This window comes from Sediminibacterium sp. FW305-C-61, from assembly GCF_058231065.1.
In genome coordinates this window covers 293,721-316,793 of the sequence record NZ_JBIQXR010000003.1, presented here as the reverse complement: position 1 = coordinate 316,793, position 23,073 = coordinate 293,721, and the positions used below count along the sequence as shown (strand labels likewise).

Annotated in this window: 19 protein-coding genes, 1 tRNA gene, 1 pseudogene and 1 riboswitch; of the genes and pseudogenes, 5 read left to right on the top strand and 16 right to left on the bottom strand. The window is 39.6% G+C overall.

What is annotated here, in order from left to right; translation table 11 throughout:
- Window positions 1-9: 9 nt before the first annotated feature.
- The 8 genes and pseudogenes from ACH30E_RS10325 to ACH30E_RS10290 all read right to left on the bottom strand — a co-directional run bounded on the left by ACH30E_RS10325 (window position 10) and on the right by ACH30E_RS10290 (window position 6,695).
- Window positions 10-2,385 carry a ribonucleoside-diphosphate reductase subunit alpha gene (locus ACH30E_RS10325; protein WP_490824751.1) on the bottom strand — a complete coding sequence of 792 codons (2,376 nt, stop codon included), beginning with the start codon at window positions 2,383-2,385 and terminating at the stop codon, window positions 10-12.
- Window positions 2,386-2,418: 33 nt separating this feature from the next.
- Window positions 2,419-3,390, bottom strand: coding sequence for a ribonucleoside-diphosphate reductase small subunit (locus ACH30E_RS10320; protein ID WP_490824750.1), 972 nt, complete (start codon window positions 3,388-3,390; stop codon window positions 2,419-2,421).
- 113 nt (window positions 3,391-3,503) lie between these two features.
- A riboswitch (cobalamin riboswitch) is annotated at window positions 3,504-3,693 on the bottom strand.
- Between the two features lie 207 nt (window positions 3,694-3,900).
- The gene (locus tag ACH30E_RS10315) at window positions 3,901-4,356 is read right to left on the bottom strand and encodes a DoxX family protein (RefSeq protein ID WP_490824749.1); all 456 of its coding nucleotides are present in this window, start codon (window positions 4,354-4,356) and stop codon (window positions 3,901-3,903) included.
- A gap of 4 nt (window positions 4,357-4,360) precedes the next feature.
- Window positions 4,361-4,948 (bottom strand): flavodoxin family protein, encoded by a 588-nt coding sequence (locus ACH30E_RS10310; RefSeq protein ID WP_490824748.1) that lies wholly within the window; start codon window positions 4,946-4,948, stop codon window positions 4,361-4,363.
- 98 nt (window positions 4,949-5,046) lie between these two features.
- Window positions 5,047-5,625 (bottom strand): Crp/Fnr family transcriptional regulator, encoded by a 579-nt coding sequence (locus tag ACH30E_RS10305; RefSeq protein WP_294996934.1) that lies wholly within the window; start codon window positions 5,623-5,625, stop codon window positions 5,047-5,049.
- A 129-nt stretch (window positions 5,626-5,754) separates the two neighbouring features.
- Entirely contained in the window at window positions 5,755-6,234 is a 480-nt protein-coding gene (locus tag ACH30E_RS10300) for a DinB family protein (protein ID WP_490824747.1), read from the bottom strand.
- Between the two features lie 224 nt (window positions 6,235-6,458).
- A pseudogene (locus ACH30E_RS10295) lies at window positions 6,459-6,531 on the bottom strand.
- 90 nt (window positions 6,532-6,621) lie between these two features.
- Window positions 6,622-6,695: transfer RNA gene (locus ACH30E_RS10290), tRNA-Ala, on the bottom strand.
- Window positions 6,696-7,001: 306 nt separating this feature from the next.
- Between ACH30E_RS10290 and ACH30E_RS10285 the strand changes: the two genes are divergently transcribed.
- Window positions 7,002-8,687, top strand: a complete 1,686-nt coding sequence (locus ACH30E_RS10285; protein ID WP_490824746.1) for a serine hydrolase domain-containing protein — start codon at window positions 7,002-7,004, stop codon at window positions 8,685-8,687.
- A 117-nt stretch (window positions 8,688-8,804) separates the two neighbouring features.
- Here ACH30E_RS10285 and ACH30E_RS10280 read toward each other — a convergent pair whose 3' ends face one another.
- The 4 genes from ACH30E_RS10280 to tgt form a co-directional block, all read right to left on the bottom strand.
- Window positions 8,805-9,344, bottom strand: coding sequence for a hypothetical protein (locus tag ACH30E_RS10280; RefSeq protein ID WP_490824745.1), 540 nt, complete (start codon window positions 9,342-9,344; stop codon window positions 8,805-8,807).
- Window positions 9,345-9,442: 98 nt separating this feature from the next.
- A complete protein-coding gene (locus ACH30E_RS10275) occupies window positions 9,443-10,765 on the bottom strand; it encodes a citrate (Si)-synthase, eukaryotic (RefSeq protein WP_294995520.1) in 1,323 nt (440 codons plus the stop codon).
- 141 nt (window positions 10,766-10,906) lie between these two features.
- Window positions 10,907-11,998 (bottom strand): LptF/LptG family permease, encoded by a 1,092-nt coding sequence (locus ACH30E_RS10270; protein ID WP_294995522.1) that lies wholly within the window; start codon window positions 11,996-11,998, stop codon window positions 10,907-10,909.
- A 141-nt stretch (window positions 11,999-12,139) separates the two neighbouring features.
- Complete coding sequence (gene tgt / locus ACH30E_RS10265) at window positions 12,140-13,279, bottom strand: tRNA guanosine(34) transglycosylase Tgt (RefSeq protein WP_490824744.1); 1,140 nt, start codon at window positions 13,277-13,279, stop codon at window positions 12,140-12,142.
- Between the two features lie 214 nt (window positions 13,280-13,493).
- Here tgt and ACH30E_RS10260 point away from each other — a divergent pair, with 214 nt between their 5' ends.
- Window positions 13,494-14,618, top strand: coding sequence for a glycosyltransferase (locus ACH30E_RS10260; RefSeq protein ID WP_490824743.1), 1,125 nt, complete (start codon window positions 13,494-13,496; stop codon window positions 14,616-14,618).
- The gene (gene rsmG, locus ACH30E_RS10255; protein ID WP_294995531.1) at window positions 14,588-15,232 is read left to right on the top strand and encodes a 16S rRNA (guanine(527)-N(7))-methyltransferase RsmG; all 645 of its coding nucleotides are present in this window, start codon (window positions 14,588-14,590) and stop codon (window positions 15,230-15,232) included. Before ACH30E_RS10260 ends, rsmG begins: the two co-directional genes overlap by 31 nt.
- Window positions 15,233-15,356: 124 nt before the next feature.
- Here rsmG and ACH30E_RS10250 read toward each other — a convergent pair whose 3' ends face one another.
- From ACH30E_RS10250 to ACH30E_RS10240, 3 genes are all read right to left on the bottom strand, one after another.
- A complete protein-coding gene (locus tag ACH30E_RS10250) occupies window positions 15,357-17,582 on the bottom strand; it encodes a cation:proton antiporter (RefSeq protein ID WP_294995534.1) in 2,226 nt (741 codons plus the stop codon).
- 69 nt (window positions 17,583-17,651) lie between these two features.
- Complete coding sequence (locus tag ACH30E_RS10245) at window positions 17,652-18,116, bottom strand: YkgJ family cysteine cluster protein (protein WP_294995537.1); 465 nt, start codon at window positions 18,114-18,116, stop codon at window positions 17,652-17,654.
- Window positions 18,117-18,159: 43 nt separating this feature from the next.
- The gene (locus ACH30E_RS10240) at window positions 18,160-18,957 is read right to left on the bottom strand and encodes a DUF3667 domain-containing protein (protein WP_490824742.1); all 798 of its coding nucleotides are present in this window, start codon (window positions 18,955-18,957) and stop codon (window positions 18,160-18,162) included.
- A gap of 163 nt (window positions 18,958-19,120) precedes the next feature.
- Here ACH30E_RS10240 and gcvP point away from each other — a divergent pair, with 163 nt between their 5' ends.
- Window positions 19,121-21,991: an aminomethyl-transferring glycine dehydrogenase gene (gene gcvP, locus ACH30E_RS10235; protein WP_490824741.1), complete on the top strand. Its 2,871-nt coding sequence runs from the start codon at window positions 19,121-19,123 to the stop codon at window positions 21,989-21,991.
- Between the two features lie 91 nt (window positions 21,992-22,082).
- Here the strand turns inward: gcvP and ACH30E_RS10230 are convergent, their stop codons facing one another.
- A complete protein-coding gene (locus ACH30E_RS10230) occupies window positions 22,083-22,481 on the bottom strand; it encodes a hypothetical protein (RefSeq protein WP_294995545.1) in 399 nt (132 codons plus the stop codon).
- 259 nt (window positions 22,482-22,740) lie between these two features.
- On the opposite strand from ACH30E_RS10230, the gene ACH30E_RS10225 reads away from it, so the two are divergent.
- Window positions 22,741-23,052 carry a hypothetical protein gene (locus tag ACH30E_RS10225; protein ID WP_294995547.1) on the top strand — a complete coding sequence of 104 codons (312 nt, stop codon included), beginning with the start codon at window positions 22,741-22,743 and terminating at the stop codon, window positions 23,050-23,052.
- Window positions 23,053-23,073: the final 21 nt, after the last annotated feature.

The window sequence follows — 23,073 nt, the reverse complement described above, 5'->3', positions numbered from 1 at the left end:
TATTTTTGATTATGATCCACAACTGATACATCCATCCTGCATAGAACAACTGCCACCTTGCGACTGAACGGGATCAATTTGTTCTTGCACTGCTTTCACCTCTGCTGCTTGTGTTACAATATTCATTTGTTGCTCTACCGTAAACTGTACAGCCTGAGTTGCTGCCTGAGTCCGCAGATAATACATGCCGGTTTTAAGTCCCTTTTTCCATCCATAAAAATGCATGGATGTGAGTTTGGAAATAGTGGGTGTATCTACGAAAACATTTAGTGATTGAGACTGGCAAATGTAAGCTCCGCGATCGGCAGCCATATCAATAATACTGCGTTGTTTTATTTCCCAAACTGTTTTGTACAACTCTTTTATATCTGCGGGAATTTCTGGTATCTGCTGAATAGACCCGTTAGCTGCTATAATTTTTTGCTTCATGGTATTATTCCACAAACCCAATTGTACAAGGTCTTTGAGCAGGTGCTTATTTACAATAATAAATTCCCCGCTTAAAACACGACGCGTATAAATATTTGATGTATATGGCTCAAAGCACTCATTATTACCAAATATCTGTGAAGTTGACGCTGTTGGCATTGGCGCTACCAGCAAGGAATTTCGAACACCAGATTGCATTACTTCTGCACGCAGGTTTTCCCAGTTCCACCTGTCGCTGGGCTGTACATTCCACATATCAAACTGGAATATGCCTTTTGAGAGTGGCGATCCGCTAAAGCTTTCGTAGGCGCCCTGTTCCTTTGCCAGATCTTTACTTGCTGTCATGGCAGCAAAATAAATGGTCTCAAAAATATTCTTGTTCAGTAATCGTGCCAGCTCACTTTCAAATGGAAGTCGTAACATTATAAAAACATCTGCCAGCCCCTGCACACCAATTCCAATGGGACGATGTTTTTTGTTAGAATATTCCGCTTCTGGAACAGGATAATAATTTCCATCGATCACCGCGTTCAGGTTCTTAGTAACCTGATAGGTTACTTCATATAATTTCTCGTGATCAAATTTACCCTCTGATACAAAACGCGGAAGCGCCAGTGAAGCAAGGTTACATACGGCCACTTCTTCCGGAGAGGTATATTCCAGTATTTCTGTACAGAGATTACTGCTTTTTATGGTACCCAGGTTTTGCTGGTTGCTTTTGCTATTGGCAGCATCTTTATACAACATATAGGGTGTGCCTGTTTCAATCTGCGATTCCAGTATTTTAAACCACAGGTCCTGGGCTTTTACTGTTTTTCGTGCCTTACCCTGCTGCTCGTAAGCTGTATATAGCGCATCGAATTCAGTACCCCAACACTCACTTAACCCAGGTGCTTCATTCGGACAAAACAGGCTCCAGTCTTCATTTGCTTCTACCCGTTTCATAAATAGATCTGATATCCAAAGTGCGAAGAAAAGATCCCTTGCCCGTAGTTCTTCTTTACCATGATTCTTACGCAGATCGAGAAATTCAAAAATATCTGCATGCCATGGTTCCAGGTAAATAGCAAATGCACCCTTTCTTTTGCCACCCCCCTGGTCTACATATCGTGCTGTATCGTTAAAAACCCGAAGCATCGGTATAATACCATTACTTGTTCCATTCGTTCCACCAATATAACTACCTGTTGCCCTGATATTATGGATGGCCAATCCAATACCACCTGCACTCTGCGAAATTTTTGCCGTTTGCTTTAAAGTATCATAAATACCATCTATGCTGTCGTCTTTCATCGTTAGTAAAAAACAACTGCTCATTTGTGGCTTTGGGGTACCGGCATTAAAAAGAGTTGGCGTTGCGTGTGTAAACCAACGCTCACTCATCAGGTGATATGTTTTAATAACCTCATCTATATTTTGCTTGTGAATGCCTACGGCAACCCTCATATACATATGTTGCGGGCGTTCAGCCACTTTCCCATTGATGCGTAGTAAATAGGACTTTTCAAGTGTTTTAAATCCGAAATAATCGAATGCATAATCACGGTCATAAATAATTGTACTATCCAGTAAATCCGCATTGTCTTCAATAACCTGCATTATATCATCAGCAATCAGTGGCAGTTTCTTTCCGGTTGTAGCATCAGTATACTGGTGCAGTTTTCGCATGGTTCCAGAAAACGATTTAATTGTACTCTTATGAAGGTTACTAACCGCTATACGCGATGCCAGTATTGCATAGTCGGGATGTGTTATGGTTAATGAAGCAGCAGTTTCTGCTGCAAGGTTATCAAGATCTGTGGTAGCAACACCTTCATAAATTCCTTCAATGGTTTTTTTTGCTACGTCAATCACGTTAACCATTGGACTAAGGCTGTATGATAATTTTTCAATACGTGCTGTTACCTTATCAAATTTTACGGATTCACGTTTGCCGTTTCGTTTTATTACATACATAAAAAGCTATTTAGCGTTATTATTTTATTCTTTTTAAAAATCTTCTTCAGTAGAAAACACTTGTGTGTCTTTATTTCCCATTACCCCTGCTTTCTGATAATCACCAACCCGTTTTTCGAAGAAATTGGTTTTACCCTGCAATGAAATCATTTCCATAAAGTCGAATGGATTACTGGTATGGTATTTTTTCTGATAGCCCAGCTCATGCAACCAGCGATCGGCGACAAACTCAATATATTGTTGCATTAGCTGCGCATTCATACCAATAAGGTTAACAGGTAATGCTTCTGTAATAAATTGTTTTTCGATACTTACTGCATCTGTAATGATTGCATACACTTCTTCCTGCGATAATTTTTTTTGAAGCATACCATACAATAAACAGGCAAACTCGCAGTGCAGACCTTCATCGCGACTAATCAATTCATTACTAAAAGTTAATCCTGGCATTAGTCCACGTTTTTTAAGCCAGAAAATGGAACAAAAACTTCCGCTAAAGAAAATACCTTCCACTGCTGCAAATGCTACCAGCCTTTCTGCAAAGTTTCCATTCTCAATCCAACGGAGAGCCCATTCTGCCTTCTTTTTAACGGCAGGTATTGTTTCAATAGCATGAAATAGTTTATCCTTTTCAATCGGGTCTTTGATATAGGTATCGATCAGCAACGCATAGGTTTCGCTATGAATATTTTCCATCATTATCTGGAAACCATAGAAACACCGGGCTTCAGGCAATTGCACTTCACTCATGAAGTTTACTGCAAGATTTTCATTTACTATACCATCACTTGCTGCAAAAAAAGCGAGTACATGACTTATAAAATGTCGCTCTCCGTCATTTAATGATGCCCAGTCTTTCAGGTCGTTACTCAGGTCTATTTCCTCTGCTGTCCAGAAGCTGGCTTCATGTCTTTTGTAATGCTCCCAGATAACGGGATAGTTAATCGGTAGGATCACAAAACGATCCTTGTTCTCCCTTAGGAGAATTTCATTGTTAGGTTCCATAGCATACTTTTTTGTGTATGCTCACGGCAGTGCAAATACTGATAGCTGAAAAAAAGTACACAATGTGCAACAGTCATTTCAGTACCGGCTTTTCCTCCGAAAGCTTACGTTACTAATTAAATTTGATGTTGGCAGGTCTTCTGACTTACTTCCCTGTTGTCTGCCTTCCCGTGCCGTTATATCGGAACAGTGACTTGTAGATGAAACAGGTTAATGAAGCTAACAGCTACGGGGATAGTTCCCGATTTTCACGGGATTCCCTTTTAATCCCGCAGAGCGGGAACCAAATCCGGATGTAAAGTAGTATGCAATAGTTAAAACGAGGGTAACTCTTATACACGGAATGTTGAAAACCTCTGCAATGCCCGAAGTGATTCATCCATAGCTTGTTTTACGATAATTATTCAATCGTACACGCTAATCTTTACAAAAAAATATGCCGGATGATTTCCGGCATATTTTGATTACAATAGTTTTTCGGGTTACTGATAACCTGAATATCGCTAGTTATTATGTTGCTTTACTTTTATTCTGCATGATTACAGCATCAGCTGAAAATCTTCCTCCCCCAGATATAACCAACGAAAGTGCTATACCGATGGCAAGTAGAAAAAATTCATACCCTTCCTGTGGTTGTGTACCAAACCAGTTCATAAAAAAGTATGTATGGAAATTAGTAACGATTATTCCAAACATCACTGTTGCAATAGCAAAACTCCAAAACCGGGTTGCTAAACCAAATAAAATAAATAAAGGCCCGAAGCATTCAATAATGATAACCAGAAAACCTATGACAGGTGGAAGTCCGACGGATTCTGTAAAATATTTCATACTGTTTGTAAATCCAAAACCACCATACCACCCCAGTAATTTCTGTGCACCGTGCGGAAATAATGTCCAGGCAAGAAATATTCTGGCCACTATGGGAGCATAAGAATTGTTTGTGCGAAAAAACCATGTTTTCATATTGCTAATTTTTAGGTTGAAGATTTATTTGATTGAATTGTGTGGCTACGTTTAGCAGTCTTGCAGCAAATAATTCAGCTGTTAGCTGATCACCAGGATGTAATGGCAAAACTTTATCCATGGCATTTTCGGATTGTGCCATCAGGCCAATATAAGCGCCCATCCTGTTTTGTCCATCCGTTTGTATATCATTAATGTATCTGGGTAGTACACCCAGACTTATCCAATGCATGCTATGCTGGGCTGCAAACAGAAAAAGAGAATTCAGTGTATTTAGCTTATCGCCATTGGTTGTTGAGGATATCGTGAATGCTGCTGCAAGTTTATCTTTCCAACTTTGTTTATACCAGAAGCTGCCTGTTGCTTCCATAAATTTTTTGAATGCAGCCGGAATATTTCCAAAATAGGTTGGACAGCCAAAAACAATAAGATGGGAGGTATGCAGTAACTCGAAATTATTCGTTGCTGCCTGAGCATCCATCAGGTGTACTGTTGTATAATTCGTTTCGAGTTGTTTCGCAAGAAATGCTGCCAACTGTTTAGTATGGCCACTTTGACTGTGATAAATAACACTGATGATTAGTCGATTCATTTTGTACCTTTTTAGTGTACAAAATTGTTTACCGGCGTGGCGACCAACAATCACAAAGGTTAAAAAAAAGCATTACCGTATGGTAATAATTGGCCAGGCTAGCTTTCTTTTCTGCCAGCGCGAATACGACTAAGACTTTGTGGTGTAATACCTAAATAAGAAGCTATTTGATGATCTGGCACACGTTGTTCGATATCCGGATAACGTTCTATAAATTCAGCATACCGTTCCGTAGCAGATTTGATCAGGGAAGAAGTTACGCGTGCGGTAGAAGCGATATAGGCATTTTGTAATAAAATTCGAAAATGTCTTTCCATCTTAGGAACCCTGCTATATAGCGTCTCCAGGTTTTCTTTTGAAATTTGCATCACTTCTGTGTCTTCCAAACAATCAATATTGAATCTGGAAGGCGTTTCAGCAAAAAAACTGTACAAATCACCTACCCACCAACCTTCAGGCCCAAACATTACGATATGCTCATGTCCTTTTTCATCCACTTCATACAAGCGGGTAAGTCCACTTAACACAAAACTATCGAAACGCATTACTTCTCCTTCCTGCAATATATATTGTCGTTTTCTGTACTTCCTGGTATTGAACAGTTCTTCAATAACCGCCAGCTCCTGTTCGGTTAAAGTTACATGTTGCTGCAAACTTTGAATAAAGTTATCCTTCATGTAAGATAGGTTTGATAACCAAATGTAATAAATGAAACAAAAAAGAGGCTGTATTAAGTCAGCCTCTTTGATTTTCAAATTGAATATAAAGCACCACTAACAATTCTGCCAGCTAATACTTTGGTTAATTTACTTCAGCATCAATAATTGCCCGGTATGGTAGGTAAGATGGGTTGTTCTGGTTAAAATGATATTTAATTTATTACGATGAGGTTCTTTACTGAAATCCTCTGCAGAAACTGCTGTATGTTTTTCAAACCATTCTTCAGGGGCTACGCTATCCATTTTTTGCTTCAACACTTCGCATTGGTTGGTCCAATAAGCCCTTAGTTCCTGTGCTGAGGGTATATCAGCAATTGCTTTATCGGGAGAACTAAGGAATGGTTCCCGCAAAGCGGGATATAATTTATCTCCTAAGTCTAATAGGGTCAGCATATCATCATGTACTGCAATCATGTGCCCTAATAGGTAAATACCTCTGTTTTTACCTGGCGCGATTTCTTGTTGCAATTGTTCATCACTAATTGCATTAAGTGCATCATTCCAGTTTTTCAGGCTACCATACCACCTGTCGAAAATCATTTTTAAGATTGTTTGGTTGATATTCATTTGATTTACTTTTTAGATTATGATCAGTTCCAGGTACAAATGTATTGTCTAAATATGTTAAGAGGGGTATGTAAAATAGACAATATGAAGGGGCAATCTGACAACTCAGATAATTCAATGAAAGAAAAAAGGCTACAAAATTTGTAGCCTCTTGGACTTTAGTCCACCTTCGCTAAAGCTTGTGCCTCCGCTAAAGCTTCAGCGACACGCGGACGGTGGACAAGTGGAGAATACCGGATTCGAACCGGTGGCCTTCCTGATGGTACCATCGGGACGCTCTAACAACTCAGATAATTCAAAAAAGAAAAGAGGCTACAAAATTTGTAGCCTCTTGGAGCTTTAGTCCACCTTCGCTAAAGCTTCAGCGACACGCGGACGGTGGACAAGTGGAGAATACCGGATTCGAACCGGTGGCCTCTTGCATGCCATGCAAGCGCTCTAGCCAACTGAGCTAATTCCCCATTATAGGAATGCAAATGTATGGGCTGGTCATATTCTTGCAAAATTTTAGTTTTTGAAATAACCCAAAATCTTAAAAGCCATCCCAAAACCTGATCTGGCAACTAAAAAAAACCGCTATTTTATACTCTGTAATGGAATAATATACCTGCGTATTCAGATGGTCATTCAGTTTTAAACCATTATCGGTTAAATCATTAATACTGGCTAACTGATTGATACACTGAAGTGATTCTGTGAGTTCAAGAAGTTTCTGGAATTTTCTGTAACATCTAATTCAAAAAAGCGATAGGTTAATAAACCTTTATATGTTATTTATTCGCCGGTGTATAGTATTGTGTTTTGCATTAACTCCTATAACTATTTTTTCACAAAAAAGTGATGAATTATTACTGAAACAAAAAAAGGCCGATAGTATTCTTGCAGCCTGGAACGATAAAACACCAGGCATATCTGTAGCGGTAGTTAAAGAAGGGCAAATAGTTTATCACAAGTCTAAAGGCCTTGCCAATCTTGAATACGATATACCTGTATCAGATATTACCCCATTTCATGCAGCATCCCTTTCAAAACAATTCACAGCCTTTTGCATTCTGTTACTTCAGGAGAAAGGACTGGTTTCATTGGATGATGATATCCGTAAGTATATTCCGGAACTTCCCATGTATCCCAAAACAATCACGTTGCGACACCTGGCTACCCATACCAGCGGACTGCGTGAACAATGGCGCCTGCTAGAAATGGGCGGCTGGAGGCTGGATGATGTTATCACAAAAACACAAATACTCTCACTTGTATACCGTCAGCAAAGTTTGAATTTTATGCCCGGCGAAAAATTCATGTATTGTAATACTGGTTTTACTTTACTGGCTGAAGTAGTAGAAAGAGTTACCGGCATTTCATTTTCAAAATTTACACAGGATAATATTTTCACAAAACTCGGCATGGATCATTCGTTCTTCTACGATGATTTTGAAAAACTGGTAAAACAAAGAGCTTATTCATATTATAAATCAGGGACTCAGTATAAAAAAAGTGTACTCAACTATTCAATTGTTGGGCCAACCAGTTTATTTACTACTGCATTTGATTTGAGCAAATGGGCAAGTTTTCTAAATGCACCGGATAACTCATTTAAGAAAGTGGTTGAACTTTTGAACCAACGGGCAAAACTGAATGATGGTAGTATTTCAGAATCCGCCCTGGGTCAATTTACAGGCTTTACCTTACATGGTCTTGAATGGTTTGATCATAGCGGCTCCGATGCCGGATTCAGAAGTCATCTTGCACGCTTTCCGAAATACAATGCCTCGGTAGCTGTTCTTTCAAATGCTACACCTTTTAATGCAAGTACTTTGGCTATTTCACTCGCAGATATTTTTTTGAGCGATTTGTACCAGAATAACCCTAAATCGCCACAGAAACCAGTATTTACCCATAACTCAAGTAAATTTATTTCGCTGTCTAAAGAACAACTTGCTATTTTTTGTGGCAAATACTGGCATCCCGATGAATGGTACGACCGTGAGATAAAACTTGTGAATGATACACTTGTATATATCAGACCCGGAGGTGCAACATCCAGGCTTGTTCCGGTATCAGCAAATGAGTTCAAAATGCTGGCTGACAAAGAAGATGTAAGTGTTTTCTTTGAAAATAGCAGCTCAAATAATGCCATACTGAAAATGGTTATTAATAAGCAGAGGACAATAGAATTTGTTAAATATCAGCAGACTACCCCTGAGATGTTTACTGGTAATTTTTTCAGTGATGAGCTGGCTAGTCTTTTCAGTTTTTCGGCAAGGCAGGGGAAACTGTACGCTTTTCATACAAGATTGGGAGAATTTGAACTAACACCCATCAATTCCTCCTTATTAACATCGAATAACAGGAATTTCAAAAAGATCAAACTGGTGCGCAATAGGCAAAAAAAAATTATTGCAATAGAAGTTAGTAATGATGGCGTATCAGGAATGTTATTCAAGGCTAAATAACAGCAATAGTTCAAAAGAAAAAGAGCTTGCTTTTCAAAGCTCTTTTTACAACATACTAAATTGCATAAATTGTCTTAGGTATATCTATACTGATAATGTCGAAAATGCTGAATTTCCCTACAACCATCCCCTCTCTTTATACATCGTATAACCAACTTTCAGCGATTCTTTAATTTGTTTCATAATAACCGGATCATTCTTTTTAATATGAAAACAACTTTTCCCTTTTAAACATTTAAGTAGCTCCGGTTTAAACACCTGCTTCAATTCAGGTTGCGCATATACCGGCATGTAATAAAAACCAACATATCCCTTTTGAACCAGGATACCAGCAAACCAAAGTTCATCTCTTTTTCTACCGTATATTTCTACGGGCTTTTGGCTTACCAGGCATAACATACCACCATTTCCACCTACTAATTGCAAACTGCCTTTTACATAGGGCAAAAGCATTGCTTTTATTTGTTCGAAAATGGGAACAAGTTCTGGCTGACCGGCAGACTTATCCGAATACTTGATCTTGATTTCTTTTTTCTTTTTTTCGGGAGCGGCTTTCTTTGTTGCTGTTTTAGTAGCAGCTTTCTTCACCGCTTTCTTTGCAACTTTTTTTACTGCTGCTTTTTTTACTGCTGCTTTTTTGGTGGTAGATGTGGCCATAAGTTAAGGGTTCGGTTACCCAAATTAAGACAAGCATGGCATAAAAAAAAGTGGTCCGGCATTTTTCGCCGGACCACTTATGATAATTAAAGACCTTACTATTCCCAGATTTCTCCATTTCCTTCCAGCCATTGTTTAACAGCTTCTGTTGTAACAGATTTCGGACGTTCAATTGGAAGACCGAGGGCTCTGTCCCAACAAAGACTCGACAAAACACCCAATGCACGGCTCACTGCAAACAATACGGTATAGAATTCATATTCTACCAACCCATAATGCACCAGTAAAGCTCCACTATGGGCATCTACATTCGGCCATGGATTTTTTACCTTACCCAGTGATTCCAGGATTGGTGGAACAGTTTCATAAACTTTCCAAACAGTATTTACCAGTTTATCATCGGCCATATGCTTTTTACCAAATTCCATTTGTGCAGTAAAACGTGGGTCTGTTTTACGCAACACTGCATGACCATACCCAGGTACTACTTTTCCGGATGCAAGAGTTTTCTGTACATAATCTGCTATCTGTTCTTTGCTAGGATCATCCGTACCCAGTTGTTCCTGCATTTCAAAAATCCACTTGATTACTTCCTGGTTGGCGAGGCCGTGTAAGGGGCCTGCAAGTCCATTCATACCTGCAGCATAACTGAGGTAAGGATCGCTTAATGCTGAGCCTACCAGATGGGTAGTATGTGCTGATACATTACCGCCTTCATGGTCTGCATGTATGGTCATATATAAACGCATCAGTTCTTTAAAACTTTCGTCGTTATAGCCCATCATGTGTGCCAGGTTTCCGGCCCAGTCTAATAATCCGTTAGGATGAATATGTTCGTTGTTCTTGTATTTACGGCGATAGATATAAGCTGCGATGCGTGGCAAACGTGCAATAAGATCCATTGCATCATCATATATCGGGTTCCAGTATTCCTTTTTGTTGATGCCTTTTGCATATTCTTTTGCAAAATTACTCTCTGTTTGAAGGGCCATTACTCCCGTTACAAACATGGTCATAGGATGCGTATTCAGCGGCAAAGCATCTATTGTATGGAACACATGGTTCGGCACATGACTGCGACGCTGCCATACACTGGTGATATGATTTGCATCTTCTTCCGTAGGCATTTCACCTACCAGCATCAGGTAAAACAAACCTTCAGGAAGAGGCTCTCCACCACCAGGTGCTTTTGGTAAAAGTTGTTGTAATTCCGGAATAGAATAACCCCTAAAGCGGATACCTTCCTGTGCATCCAGTAAACTGGTTTCAGTTACCAGTCCGGTAATACCCCTCATTCCCTGATAGGCCTGAGAAAGGGTAACTTCTCCGATCTTTTTATTTCCGTGTGTTTTAAGAATGTCTTTGATCTCAGCATTAGCAATATCAGCTTTTTGCTTGAACCTTTCTTTGATGATTCCCATTTCGTAAAATTTTAGCTATGGCGTTCGTTATAAAAGAGATTAAAAGTCGTGCTCCGGGTGCTTTTCAGGCCGCTAAAGGTAACACAAGTTGCCTTGTACAACAAAACTAAAACGATGAAGGTTGTGTAAACTCCGTTAAAATCATTTAGGAGCCTTTCGATAGAGATAAACCACTACAAAAACGAAGATTAAATTGGGTATCCAGGCGGCCAAAAGCGGGGGCAGATCACCTTTTGTAGAAAATATGGTAGAAAATCTATCCGTCAGGATGAACAATGCCGCCGTAACAAAACCCACAGCCAAATGTACCCCACTCCCTCCCCTTACTTTCCTTCCCGCTACAATAGCACCAATAAGGGTTAAAAGCAGCACTGTTACACAGGTTGCATCACGTCTGTATCTTTCTACTTTGAGACTATTCAATCCCTCTGACCCCCTCAATTCTTCCAGGGCAATAAAACGGTCTAATTCAGGGGTTGTTAATTTGTCTTTGGTGTATTTATCACGACTAAGGTCAAGGGGTTTGAAATTAAAGTTCATTTGTTTCTCCTGCACCATCGCCACAATTTCTCCCTGGTCTGAAATATTACGTTCTATAATAGATTCCATCTTCCATTTGCGGGTTGTGGTATCCCATATAATCTGGTCGGCCCGCATATTTTGCACTACTTTATTCTTACGAATGGTATAGGAAAAATATGGACCTCCCCTTTTAGTTAAAGTATCATAGGCATATATACCCGCATAGGTAAATGAGTCAACCCTCAAATAAATATAGTTACTAGAGCTAAGCAGGGCATTGTAACTGTTATTCTTGTCAATATAATTGGCCTCAAAAGTTCCCCTGATCTGGTTTGCCCTTGGTACTACATACTGGTTGGCAAACCATAATAATCCTGCTAATAATACACCACCAATCCAATAAGGTCTTAACCATCGTTGGTAACTGGTTCCGCTTGCCAGAATAGCAATAATTTCACTTCTTCCAGCCATTTTCGAGGTGAAAAATATAACGGCTATAAACACAAATAAAGGCAGGAGCAAGGCAATGATATGGGGTACAAAGCCATAGTAATATTGTGTGATTATTTCTTTCAGTGACAACCCGGACCTAACAAAATCATCCGTCTTCTCACTAACATCCACCACAATAGCAATAACCGCAAACAGGAAAATGGAAAAAAAGAAAGTGGTTAAAAATTTCTTTAGTATGTACCAGTCTAATTTTTTCATAGCGGCTTATCCGGTCAAAGATACAGGCTAATGTCTGATCGCTGATTTCTGATGTCTGATTTGTTTTGTTTTGCTCAATATTAACATATATCCCAAATCAGAGATCAGCGATCAGACATCAGCGATCTACTCTCTGCAATACTAAAGTCTTCTTTTCACACGCTCAGCCATTGCTGTTTTCCATGAGCTAAAATCGCCGGACAGGATATGTTGGCGGGCTTCGCCTACGAGCCAGAGGTAGAATGATAGGTTTTGGATACTTGCCAGTTGCATACCCAGTATTTCATCTGCCGCAAAAAGGTGGCGGAGGTAAGCTTTGGTGTAATACTGACTCATTTCATTATCCAAACCAGGGTCTATCGGAGAAAAATCAGTGGCCCATTTTTTATTTTTGATATTCACTACTCCATCTGTCGTAAAGATCATCCCATTTCTTCCATTACGGGTAGGCATAACACAGTCGAACATATCAATACCTCTGTCTATACATTCCAGTATATTCCAGGGTGTGCCTACACCCATCAGGTAACGTGGTTTATCGATAGGAAGGTATTCCGTACATAGTTCTGTAAACTCATACATCATGTCTTCCGGCTCACCTACACTTAATCCTCCAATGGCATTTCCCACCGCACCTTTTGATGCCACATATTCGCAGGATGCTTTCCGGAGGTCTTTATAAGTACTCCCCTGAACTATAGGAAACAGATTTTGTGTATACCCATATTTATCAGGTGTTTCAGCCAATCTTTGAATACACCGATCCAACCAGCGATGAGTAAGTTCCATACTTGTTTTAGCATACCCGTATTCGCTGGGGTATGGAGGGCATTCATCGAATGCCATGATGATATCGGCACCAATACTACGTTGAATATCCATCACAGATTCCGGAGAGAACATGTGTTTGCTTCCATCAATATGCGATTGAAACAATACACCTTCTTCTTTTATTTTCCGATTAGCAGCCAGAGAAAACACCTGATACCCGCCGCTGTCTGTCAGGATAGGTCTGTCCCACCCATTAAAACGATGCAACCCACCCGCTGCTTCAAGCACTTCAATCCCTGGTCTCAGGTATAAATGATAGGTATTGCCTAAAATAATTTGCGCTTCCACATCATCTTTCAGTTGCTGTTGGGTAACCGCCTTTACCGTTCCCACCGTGCCAACGGGCATAAAAATAGGTGTCTGAATTTCTCCATGATCCGTAGTTATCTTACCCGCCCTGGCCCTGCTGCCAGTCGCTGTAGTTTCCAATTCAAATTTGAGTGAAGCCATTGGGCAAAAGTAGAGGTTAAGTCGGAAAGTCCGTGAGTCCGGAAGTTGGAAAGATGGAGTATTAGTCCAGATGATACACTCTCAACCTCTGTCTCTCGGACTTCCGGACTTTCGGACTTTCGGACTGTCGCACTCCCCGTCTTTCACCCCCCAGACTTTTCCACATCTCCACAGTTCACTCAAACATAGCAGGTTCAAGCCCTATTTTTGCGGAATGACTATACCAACTCTGCTCTGGGATATTTGTTTTTATGCCTTTTGTGCGATTATAGGCATTCAATTGTTTTACTACCTGTATTTTTTTCAAAGACTGGCCTTCTTTAAAACACCCCCGAAAGAAACTTCTATTGAACATGCGGTATCAGTTGTTATCTGCGCAAGAGATGAAGCGCATAACCTAGTGAAAACACTTCCGGGAGTTTTGGTTCAGCAGTATCAGACAACACATGAAGTGGTATTAGTAAACGATAATTCTACCGACGATACCAAATACCTGGTTGATGAGTTCAAAAAAATGTTTAAAAACATCAATTACATTGAACTCACGCAGGAAGCAAAAATGATTAGTGGTAAAAAATTCCCCTTGTCAATGGGTATCAAAAGTGCGCGTCATGAAATTTTACTATTAACTGATGCCGATTGCGTGCCAGCTTCCGAACATTGGATCCAACGTATGCAGGAATGCTATACCGATGGTACGGAGATTGTACTCGGTTATGGAGCTTATCATAAGAAACCCGGCTTGTTGAATAAACTGATTCGTTTTGAAACCTTTCATACAGCTGTTCAGTATTTGTCTTATGCCATTGCAGGTATACCTTATATGGGTGTAGGCAGAAACCTGAGTTATAAAAAGGATGTCTTTTTACGCAATAAAGGTTTTTCATCGATCAACCAGATTCCGAGTGGCGATGATGACCTTTTTATTAACCAGGTTGCCCGTCCAGATAACACCAGTATTTGTATAGATCATGATGCCCATACACTTAGTGAACCTAAAACAAGATGGTCGGATTGGATGACACAGAAATACCGTCATTATACCACCAGTAACTACTACAAAGGCTCACATAAATTTTTACTGGGATTGTACTCATTCTCCTTGTTTTGGGTATATCCATTATTAGCTGTCAGCATTATCTTTTATAACTGGTGGATGGCCCTTGCGGTGTTTGGGGTACGTTTTCTGCTTCAGGCAATTGTATATTATAAGGCCATGAAAAAATTAAATGAAAAGGATTTATGGCCCTGGTTTCTTTTCTTTGATATCTGGATGTTCTTTTATTTCATTTTTACAGTACCCGCAATATGGAAAGCACCCCGCAAAAACTGGGATTAGTTCTGAAATATTTCAGTGATTTTACCCCACAACAAATAAAACAGTTTGAGGCGCTAGAGGGTTTGTATAAAGAGTGGAATGCCCAGATCAATGTTATTTCAAGAAAAGACATCGAAAGCATTTACCTGCATCATGTACTTCACTCATTAAGCATAGCTGCCATAGCCGATTTTCAGCCTGGCACACAAGTAATCGATATAGGCTGTGGAGGTGGGTTTCCAGGAGTTCCTCTGGCAATTTTCTTTCCTGAAGTAAAGTTTCACCTAGTTGATAGCATTGCAAAAAAACTGAAAGTAGTTAATGCCGTAGCAGAAGGTGCCGGCATAAAAAATATTACCACTCAACACTCAAGGGCCGAAGATATAAAAAACAGGAAATTCGATTTTGCAGTCTCACGCGCAGTAGCTCCACTAAAAGATCTTTGGCAATGGGCCGGGCCTCTATTAAAAAAAGGCCACCAGCAAGAAATTGCCAATGGCTTAATCTGTTTAAAAGGCGGCGACCTTGCCCAGGAAATATTTGAAAGTGGACTTCGCCCAAGAATGATGCCAGTAGATAAAATTTTTCCAGAAGAATATTTTGCGGAAAAATTTATTCTTCATGTTGCTAAATAATATTGATAGTCATAAATCCGCAACCTGTTATTAATAGAACGCAGATTATCATGATTTTCAGTATCTATCATGATAAATCTTGAAAATCATGATAATCCGTGTCCCATCCTGCATTTGTGGATATTTATGGATGATAGAGTTGCTGAATTTTCTTCCTGTTTCCAACGATCCATACAATATCATCCCATTCTAGCTGGGTAAAGGAAGATGGGTTCAGTATTCGTTCACCCTTGCGTTCAATACCCACAACAAGGCCATTTGTTTTTTCCCTGATACCCGATTCGCGGATGGTTAATCCTTTTAAACGGGTATGCTCATCTACGACAATTTTTTCCAGTTCTACCAATTCTTTTTCACCATCTACTTCTTCCGAAAAAGGCAGCATGATTTTTCCAAACTCAAGCATTTGCTGATCCGTTCCGATAACACCAATATTGTCGAAGGGGAAAATCTTCTCTGTTCTCGCCGGTGCGAACATCACTTTATTGCCCCTTTCTATAAAAGCCACATTGATACCAAAAGATTCCCGCCACTGTAATTCTTCCAGTGTTTTTCCAATATAACCTGCATGTGGACTAATCTTATAATGCGTAAGGTGAGCATCCCAGGGGGAGAGATGGCTCTGAGTTTTATTTTGTTCCAATAATTCTTTCTCATGCAGGTTTTGCAGGAAACGATCTTCCAGTCGCTGGTAAAATTTTTGAAGTCTTTGCCGGAACAATAAACCAATTACAAGCATTACTAACAGTGTACCAGCAATGGTTATCCAAAAACCAAATAATTGTTTCAGTAAAAATCCAACAAGTATTACGGCGATGGCATTTCTTGCAACTTCAAGCATCACCAGTGGACCATGACTATATTTTCTATCCAGCCATAAGGCGGCATAGGCACTTTTGCTCATTTTTTTCACCGTGAGTGCCCATATAAATGGTGCCATTGCTATTAAGCCAAGCAGTGCTGAAATTATTTTTACCGTTATAGGTTCGTCAATCAGTTTTAATAAGAAAGGCTGCAGAAAATAAGCCACCATCAATGAAAGGGCTATCATTATTACACCATTCAGTATAATAATCTGTATATAAAAACGGAGAAGTCGTTTCCAGTTGCTTTCGCTTTCGATGATTTGAGAACTACTACTATATTTTTCCAGGGCCGTGATCCATTTACCGGGCAATGCTTTTAATAAAAACTGGTACAGTGGTTCGGCCAGTTTAATGGTATAGGGGGTAGTAAAAGTTGTGATCACCGAAACCCCAACTGCAATAGGATACAGATAAGAACTGGTAACATTCAGTGTAACCCCAAGGGTTGCAATAATAAAGGAAAACTCACCTATCTGCGACATGCTTGTACCAGCCTGTACCGCCTGTTTGAGTGGCCGGCCAGCCAGTAAGGCGCCGATGGTTACAAAAATAATTTTACCTAACATTACTGCCAGTGTTAGCGCAAATACGGGCAATGCATACTCAATTAAAATTTTCGGGTCAATCAGCATACCAACTGATACAAAGAAAATAGCGCCGAATAAGTCTTTTACAGAAGTAATCAGGTGTTCTATTTTATGCGCCTGCGTGGTTTCTGCTAAAATAGAACCCATAATAAATGCCCCTAATGCTGCAGAAAAGCCAACCTGGTCGGCCAATACCACCATTCCTAAACAAAGTGCCAATGAAACTATGAGCAGGGTTTCACTGGAAAGCCATTTTTGCATCCTTTTGAAAAAAGTGGGCAATAAAAAAATACCCATCAGGAACCATAAACAAAGGAAGAAAAGCAATTTACCAATCGATAAAAACATTTGGGTTCCTTCAAATTGCTTACTAACCGCTACCGTTGACAGTAATACCATTAGCAAGATGGCGACAAGATCCTCAATAACCAAGACGCCTAATACCAGTCCGGTAAACTGCTTTGTTTTCAAGCCAAGTTCATCAAAAGCGCGGAATATAATAGTGGTAGAAGATATAGCAATAATACCACCGAGAAACATACTATCCATGGTTGACCATCCGAGTAATTGTCCCATGCCATAACCCAGCAACATCATACAAAGTAATTCTGTGATACCCGTAATAGCTGCGGAGCCGCCAACTTTAACCAGCTTCTTAAAACTGAATTCCAAACCAAGTGCGAATAATAAAAAGACCACGCCTATTTCTGCCCAAATCTTGATACCGTCTATATCACCAATGGTTGGAAATAATTTGAAATTAGGCCCTACTATTAAACCAGCAATGATATATCCAAGTACAACTGGCTGCTTTATTTTTTTAAAAAAAAGGGTAATAACAGCCGCTGCACCGAGAATCAGTGCCAGATCTTTGATCAATACCGGTAAATGTGCCATAGTCCATGCTTTAGAAACAAATATTAACCCCAGGGATTGGCGAGAATATACAAAAAAAAATGAAACCTGCTATGTCTTCAATAAATGTTCGAGTACAAAATGTACTGCCGGACAAAAACTTGAATTTTTTAGGGTGATTGCGGGGCGTTTTATTAATACATCTTCATCTGTATAGGGAAACCTTTTACAGTCGGATGGACGATCTTCATAAATGCTGCAGTAATTATCTGATCCGAGAAAAGGACAGGGTTTTGTTTTGCTTACATAATCTCCTTCAGTATCCAGTTCCAGGTAAGTGTCAATGAAAACACTTTCTTTTAAACGCAACAATTTACTGATGCGTTTAATATCTGGGGTTTTAAATCTTGGTGAATAATTTTTACAGCAATTGGCACAGGTTAGGCAATCTACTTCGGTAAACGCTTTTTCATGCAGATCAGGTAATTGCTTGAGTACTTTATTTTTATCTGCACGTTGCAGAAATTGCTTGTACTGTTTTTGGTGATCAGCACTTAGTTTTTCCCATTGCTCCATGCAAATAATTTATACAAAGATAATAGTATGGTTCTGACTCATCCTACCAGGTTAACAGAAAGTAAACCATGGTAACAACCATTACCAATGTCATTGTGAAAATCATTCCAAGGATATTTGCACCTGCTACCATGATAATTTCACCAAAACCTTTTAATTGCAGGAGCTTTGCATAGGCAATACTGGTATAAACAATCTGCACCACCAAATTACCTCCTACCAGTAAGAAAATCAAGTGCTGTGGTACTATATTCATTAAAGGAACAAAGGTAAGCGTGCTGATCAGTGAAAGAATACAGTTAAGTATCAGATAGGCAACCAGGTGTTCGGCGTATTTGAGTCTTTTCCCCTTAAATACCAGCCAGAAGCCAAGCGCCATTAAAGGGGCTGTTATAAAGGTCATAATATTGGTACGCTTCTCCATAAAACCATTTACTTTCTCTTGCATATCAACTATACGCTGGTATGTTGCTTTTTTAGCCGCTGTCTTTGCCGTTGCTAATTGTTGCTTAGTAACGTATTGGTTTTTTTGAAAAGGATGGAAAATTGAATTCATGAATACGGAAAAGCCAAGCACGATCAATAATAATGTGAAAGGATTAAAGTACTTTTTTCTCTTTCCTTCAACAATATATTCCTGTAAAACGACTCCTGGTCTGCAAGCCAGTTCTTTCAGCAAGTGAAACGCACCTTTATCGGCATGTGTAAATGCGTGTAAGAGTTCATGAAGAATATGGGGGATAGTAAAACGGTGGATACTAACTTTTTGGCCACACTCCGGGCAAACTTTAAAATCGGGCATAAGGGTTTTGCCACAGTTAACACAATGCGTTGATTCCATGTGCAATATTATGATTTTAAAAATATTGAAATAATTTGATCCACAGCTTATTAACCGCTTAAACAAAAGATGATTTTTCACGTTGTGATAACTTACCTTTGCGGCGTTTAAAATCCCGGGCATTAAGCCGGATTTCTACTACCATATTAATCCTTTCCAGAATATGAATCTTTTTGAACAGCAATCTTCCGAGTTTCAAATGCGTCATATCGGACCCAATGAATCCGATACACAAAACATGTTATCTGTTATTGGCGCCAATTCACTGGATGAACTGATCAGTAAAACAGTTCCTGACAGTATCCGTATTAAAAAGCCTTTGGGTATACCGGCGGCTATCAGTGAGTTCAAGTATTTAACTGAGTTAAAGAAGATTGCTTCCAAAAACAAGGTTTTCAAAAACTATATCGGTCAGGGTTATTATGGCACTATCACGCCAAGTGTGATATTGAGGAATATTTTTGAAAATCCAGGATGGTATACCCAATACACGCCATACCAGGCTGAAATTTCTCAGGGCAGGTTGGAAAGTTTATTAAACTTCCAAACCATGGTTGCAGATTTAACCGGTCTGCCAATTTCAAATGCCTCCCTGCTTGATGAAGCCACCGCTGCTGCGGAAGCAATGGCGATGATTTTCCATCATGTGAATAAAACAGATGTAATCACCAAACCCAAATTATTTGTTGACCAGCATACTTTCCAGCAAACTATCGATGTATTGGTTACCCGTGCTGAGCCAATTGGCATTGAAGTAGTGGTAGGCGATTTCAATACTGCGGTTATTGATAACAGTTATTTTGGTGCATTGATTCAATACCCGAACAGTATTGGTAATGCAACCAATTACCGTTCTTTTATTGATAAAGTGCATGCTGCGGAAGGATTTGTGATCATGGCCACCGATCTTTTAGCGCTTACCCTCTTAACTCCTCCGGGTGAACTCGGTGCGGATGTTGCGATTGGCAGTGCACAACGTTTTGGTGTTCCAATGGGCTTCGGAGGCCCGCATGCTGCATTCTTCGCTACAAAAGATGATTTCAAAAGAGGTATTCCAGGCAGATTGATTGGTGTAAGTATTGATGCACAGGGTAATCGTGCACTTCGTATGGCTCTACAAACCAGGGAGCAGCACATTAAAAGAGAAAAAGCCACTTCTAATATATGTACGGCTCAGGCCTTACTGGCAAATATGGCCGCCATGTATGCTGTATTTCATGGTCCAGCAGGTCTGCAAAAAATAGCTACCCGTGTTCACTTACTTGCCAAAGCAATGTCGAACGGTCTGGCAAAAATGGGCATCAGTCAGGATAACAAAACCTATTTCGATACACTTTCTGTTTCAGGAGTGGATCTTGAAGCTGTTAAAAAAGCAGCAGAAGCAGCTTCTTCTAATTTCTTCTATCAACAAAACAGCATCATCATCAGTCTGGATGAAACAACTTCTGTTGATGATGTAAATACTGTACTGGAAATTTTTGCAAAAGTAACCGGTAAAACATCGGTAACTGTTTCAGAAAAAGAACTTACAGATACCCAATACCAGATTGAAAAAGAATTAATACGCAGCTCTGCCTACCTCACTCACCCGGTATTTAATACACACCGCAGTGAAAGTCAGATGATGCGTTATATTAAACAGTTGGAAAACAAGGATCTTTCCTTGAATACCAGCATGATTAGTTTAGGTAGCTGTACCATGAAACTGAATGCAGCAACCGAAATGATTCCGGTGAGCTGGCCTGAATTTGGCGGTTTACATCCATTCGCACCTGCTTCACAAACACAGGGTTATCAGCAAATCATTGATGAGTTGAACGATTACCTCTGTAAAATTACCGGATTTACTGCTTGTAGTCTACAGCCAAACAGTGGTGCTCAGGGTGAGTATGCAGGATTGTTGACCATCCGCGCCTATCATGCAGCAAGAAATGAATCGCATAGAAATGTTGTACTTATTCCGATAAGTGCACACGGAACAAACCCTGCAAGTGCTGTAATGGCTGGCTTTAAAGTTGTGGTAGTTAAGTGTGATGAAGCAGGTAATATTGATGTAGCAGATTTAAAAGCGAAAGCTGAGCAATATAAAGACAGCCTGGGTGCTTTAATGGTTACCTATCCATCTACCCATGGTGTGTTTGAAGAAACCATCAAGGATATTTGTCAAATCATTCACGATAATGGTGGACTTGTTTACATGGACGGTGCAAATATGAATGCTCAGGTTGGTTTAACAAGTCCGGGTATGATTGGTGCCGATGTTTGTCACCTTAACCTGCATAAAACATTTGCTATTCCGCACGGTGGCGGCGGTCCAGGCATGGGCCCTATTTGTGTAAATGATAAACTGGCGCCTTACTTACCTGGACATACTGCTTTAGGTAATGCTACGCTGGCTGTAAGTGCCGCACAGTATGGTTCGGCAAGTATTTTGTTGATCAGTTATGGTTATATTAAAATGCTTGGTGAAACAGGCATCAGACAATCAACAGAGTATGCGATCCTGAATGCGAATTACATGAAAGCGCGTTTAGAGAAATACTATAAAATACTTTATACAGGAAGCAATGGCACATGTGCGCATGAGTTTATTGTTGATTTACGTCCATTTAAGCAGAGTGTTGGTATTGAGGCGGAAGATGTTGCTAAACGTTTGATTGATTATGGTTTTCATGCTCCTACCATGAGTTTCCCTGTACCGGGTACGATTATGATAGAGCCAACTGAAAGTGAAGATAAAGGTGAATTAGATCGTTTCTGTGATGCGTTGATTTCAATATTTGAAGAAATCAAAGCGATTGAGGAAGGCAAGGCGGACAAAACAGATAACCCATTAAAGAATGCGCCGCATACACAGGCAGTTGTTTGTGCCGATGAATGGAATCATGCATATAGCAGGCAGCAAGCGGCGTTTCCGCTTTATTATGTTACACAGCAAAAATTCTGGCCAAGTGTTGCGCGGGTAAATAATACACATGGTGATAGAAATTTGATTTGTACCTGCGAACCAGTTTCTTCTTATGTGACTGAATAATATAGCAAACTAGTTGAAAAGAAAAGGCTTCCCAGTTCGGGAAGCCTTTTCTTTTTTGGGTTGAAATATGGGGCTTAATTAAATGGTTAAATCATTCCAGTTGTTTTAACTGGTTTTCCAGTATGTTGATTAGTTTTTGTTTATCCTGCAGGGCAGACTCCATATTGCTGATTTGTTGTTTCAGGAGTGGCACTATTTCCTGTACAACCAATCCGTATGAGGAAGACTCCTCCTCTACTGTACTAAATGTTTTTGTAATTAACCCGCGGTAGTTTGTAGTGATCATATCACCTTCACCGGAAATTAGCCAGGTAATATTTAATTCAGGAAAGCGCTTTTCAATTTTCCGCAGAATATTTCCTCCAAATGAGCCGTTATTCTTGCGTTGTTTGCCTAAATATCCATTTGATATACCACATTCCATTTCAACCCATCGGGGTCGGATCTTTTTAAATGCCATGAACTGGTAGAATCTTTCAGGTACTGTCATGTGTATAATTGTTTAGAAAATGAACGAATACGAATAGAATACCATAGAAAAAACAACTGTATTTTTGTGGTATTCATTCCTTACGAAGAAAATGATAAACAATAGATACTGCAATACGTATTTATACCTGATTTGTCCTGTTATAAACCGCAGAAACACCCCAATACAGGCCAATAGCTAGCAATTAAAGATTTCGTAAGTATTATATCTGCCGCAACGCTTCGCGTTAGAAGTATTGAAAGATTTCTAAACAAAACTTATGGAACAAGCATTCTATCATCAGAGCGCCAATTTTTCTGAATTACCACAAGATGAACCTATTGATCCACAACAGGTATTAACAGAGTTATTTGATTTTGCACATTTACCGGAACTAAAATCGGTATTATGGGAATGGCTGAAAGCCACTGTTTCTGGTAGTTATAATAAAACAATGAAAACAAGTGAGCGCGAAAACATTTTAGTGCTTTATGAACATTTGCAAAAATTACTGGAAGCAAGTCATATTATTTACCAAGAACAACAGAAACTGAATGCTTTCAGAAAGGATATACAAAGACATATTTTTTGAAGGCCCTCAACTCACATATTC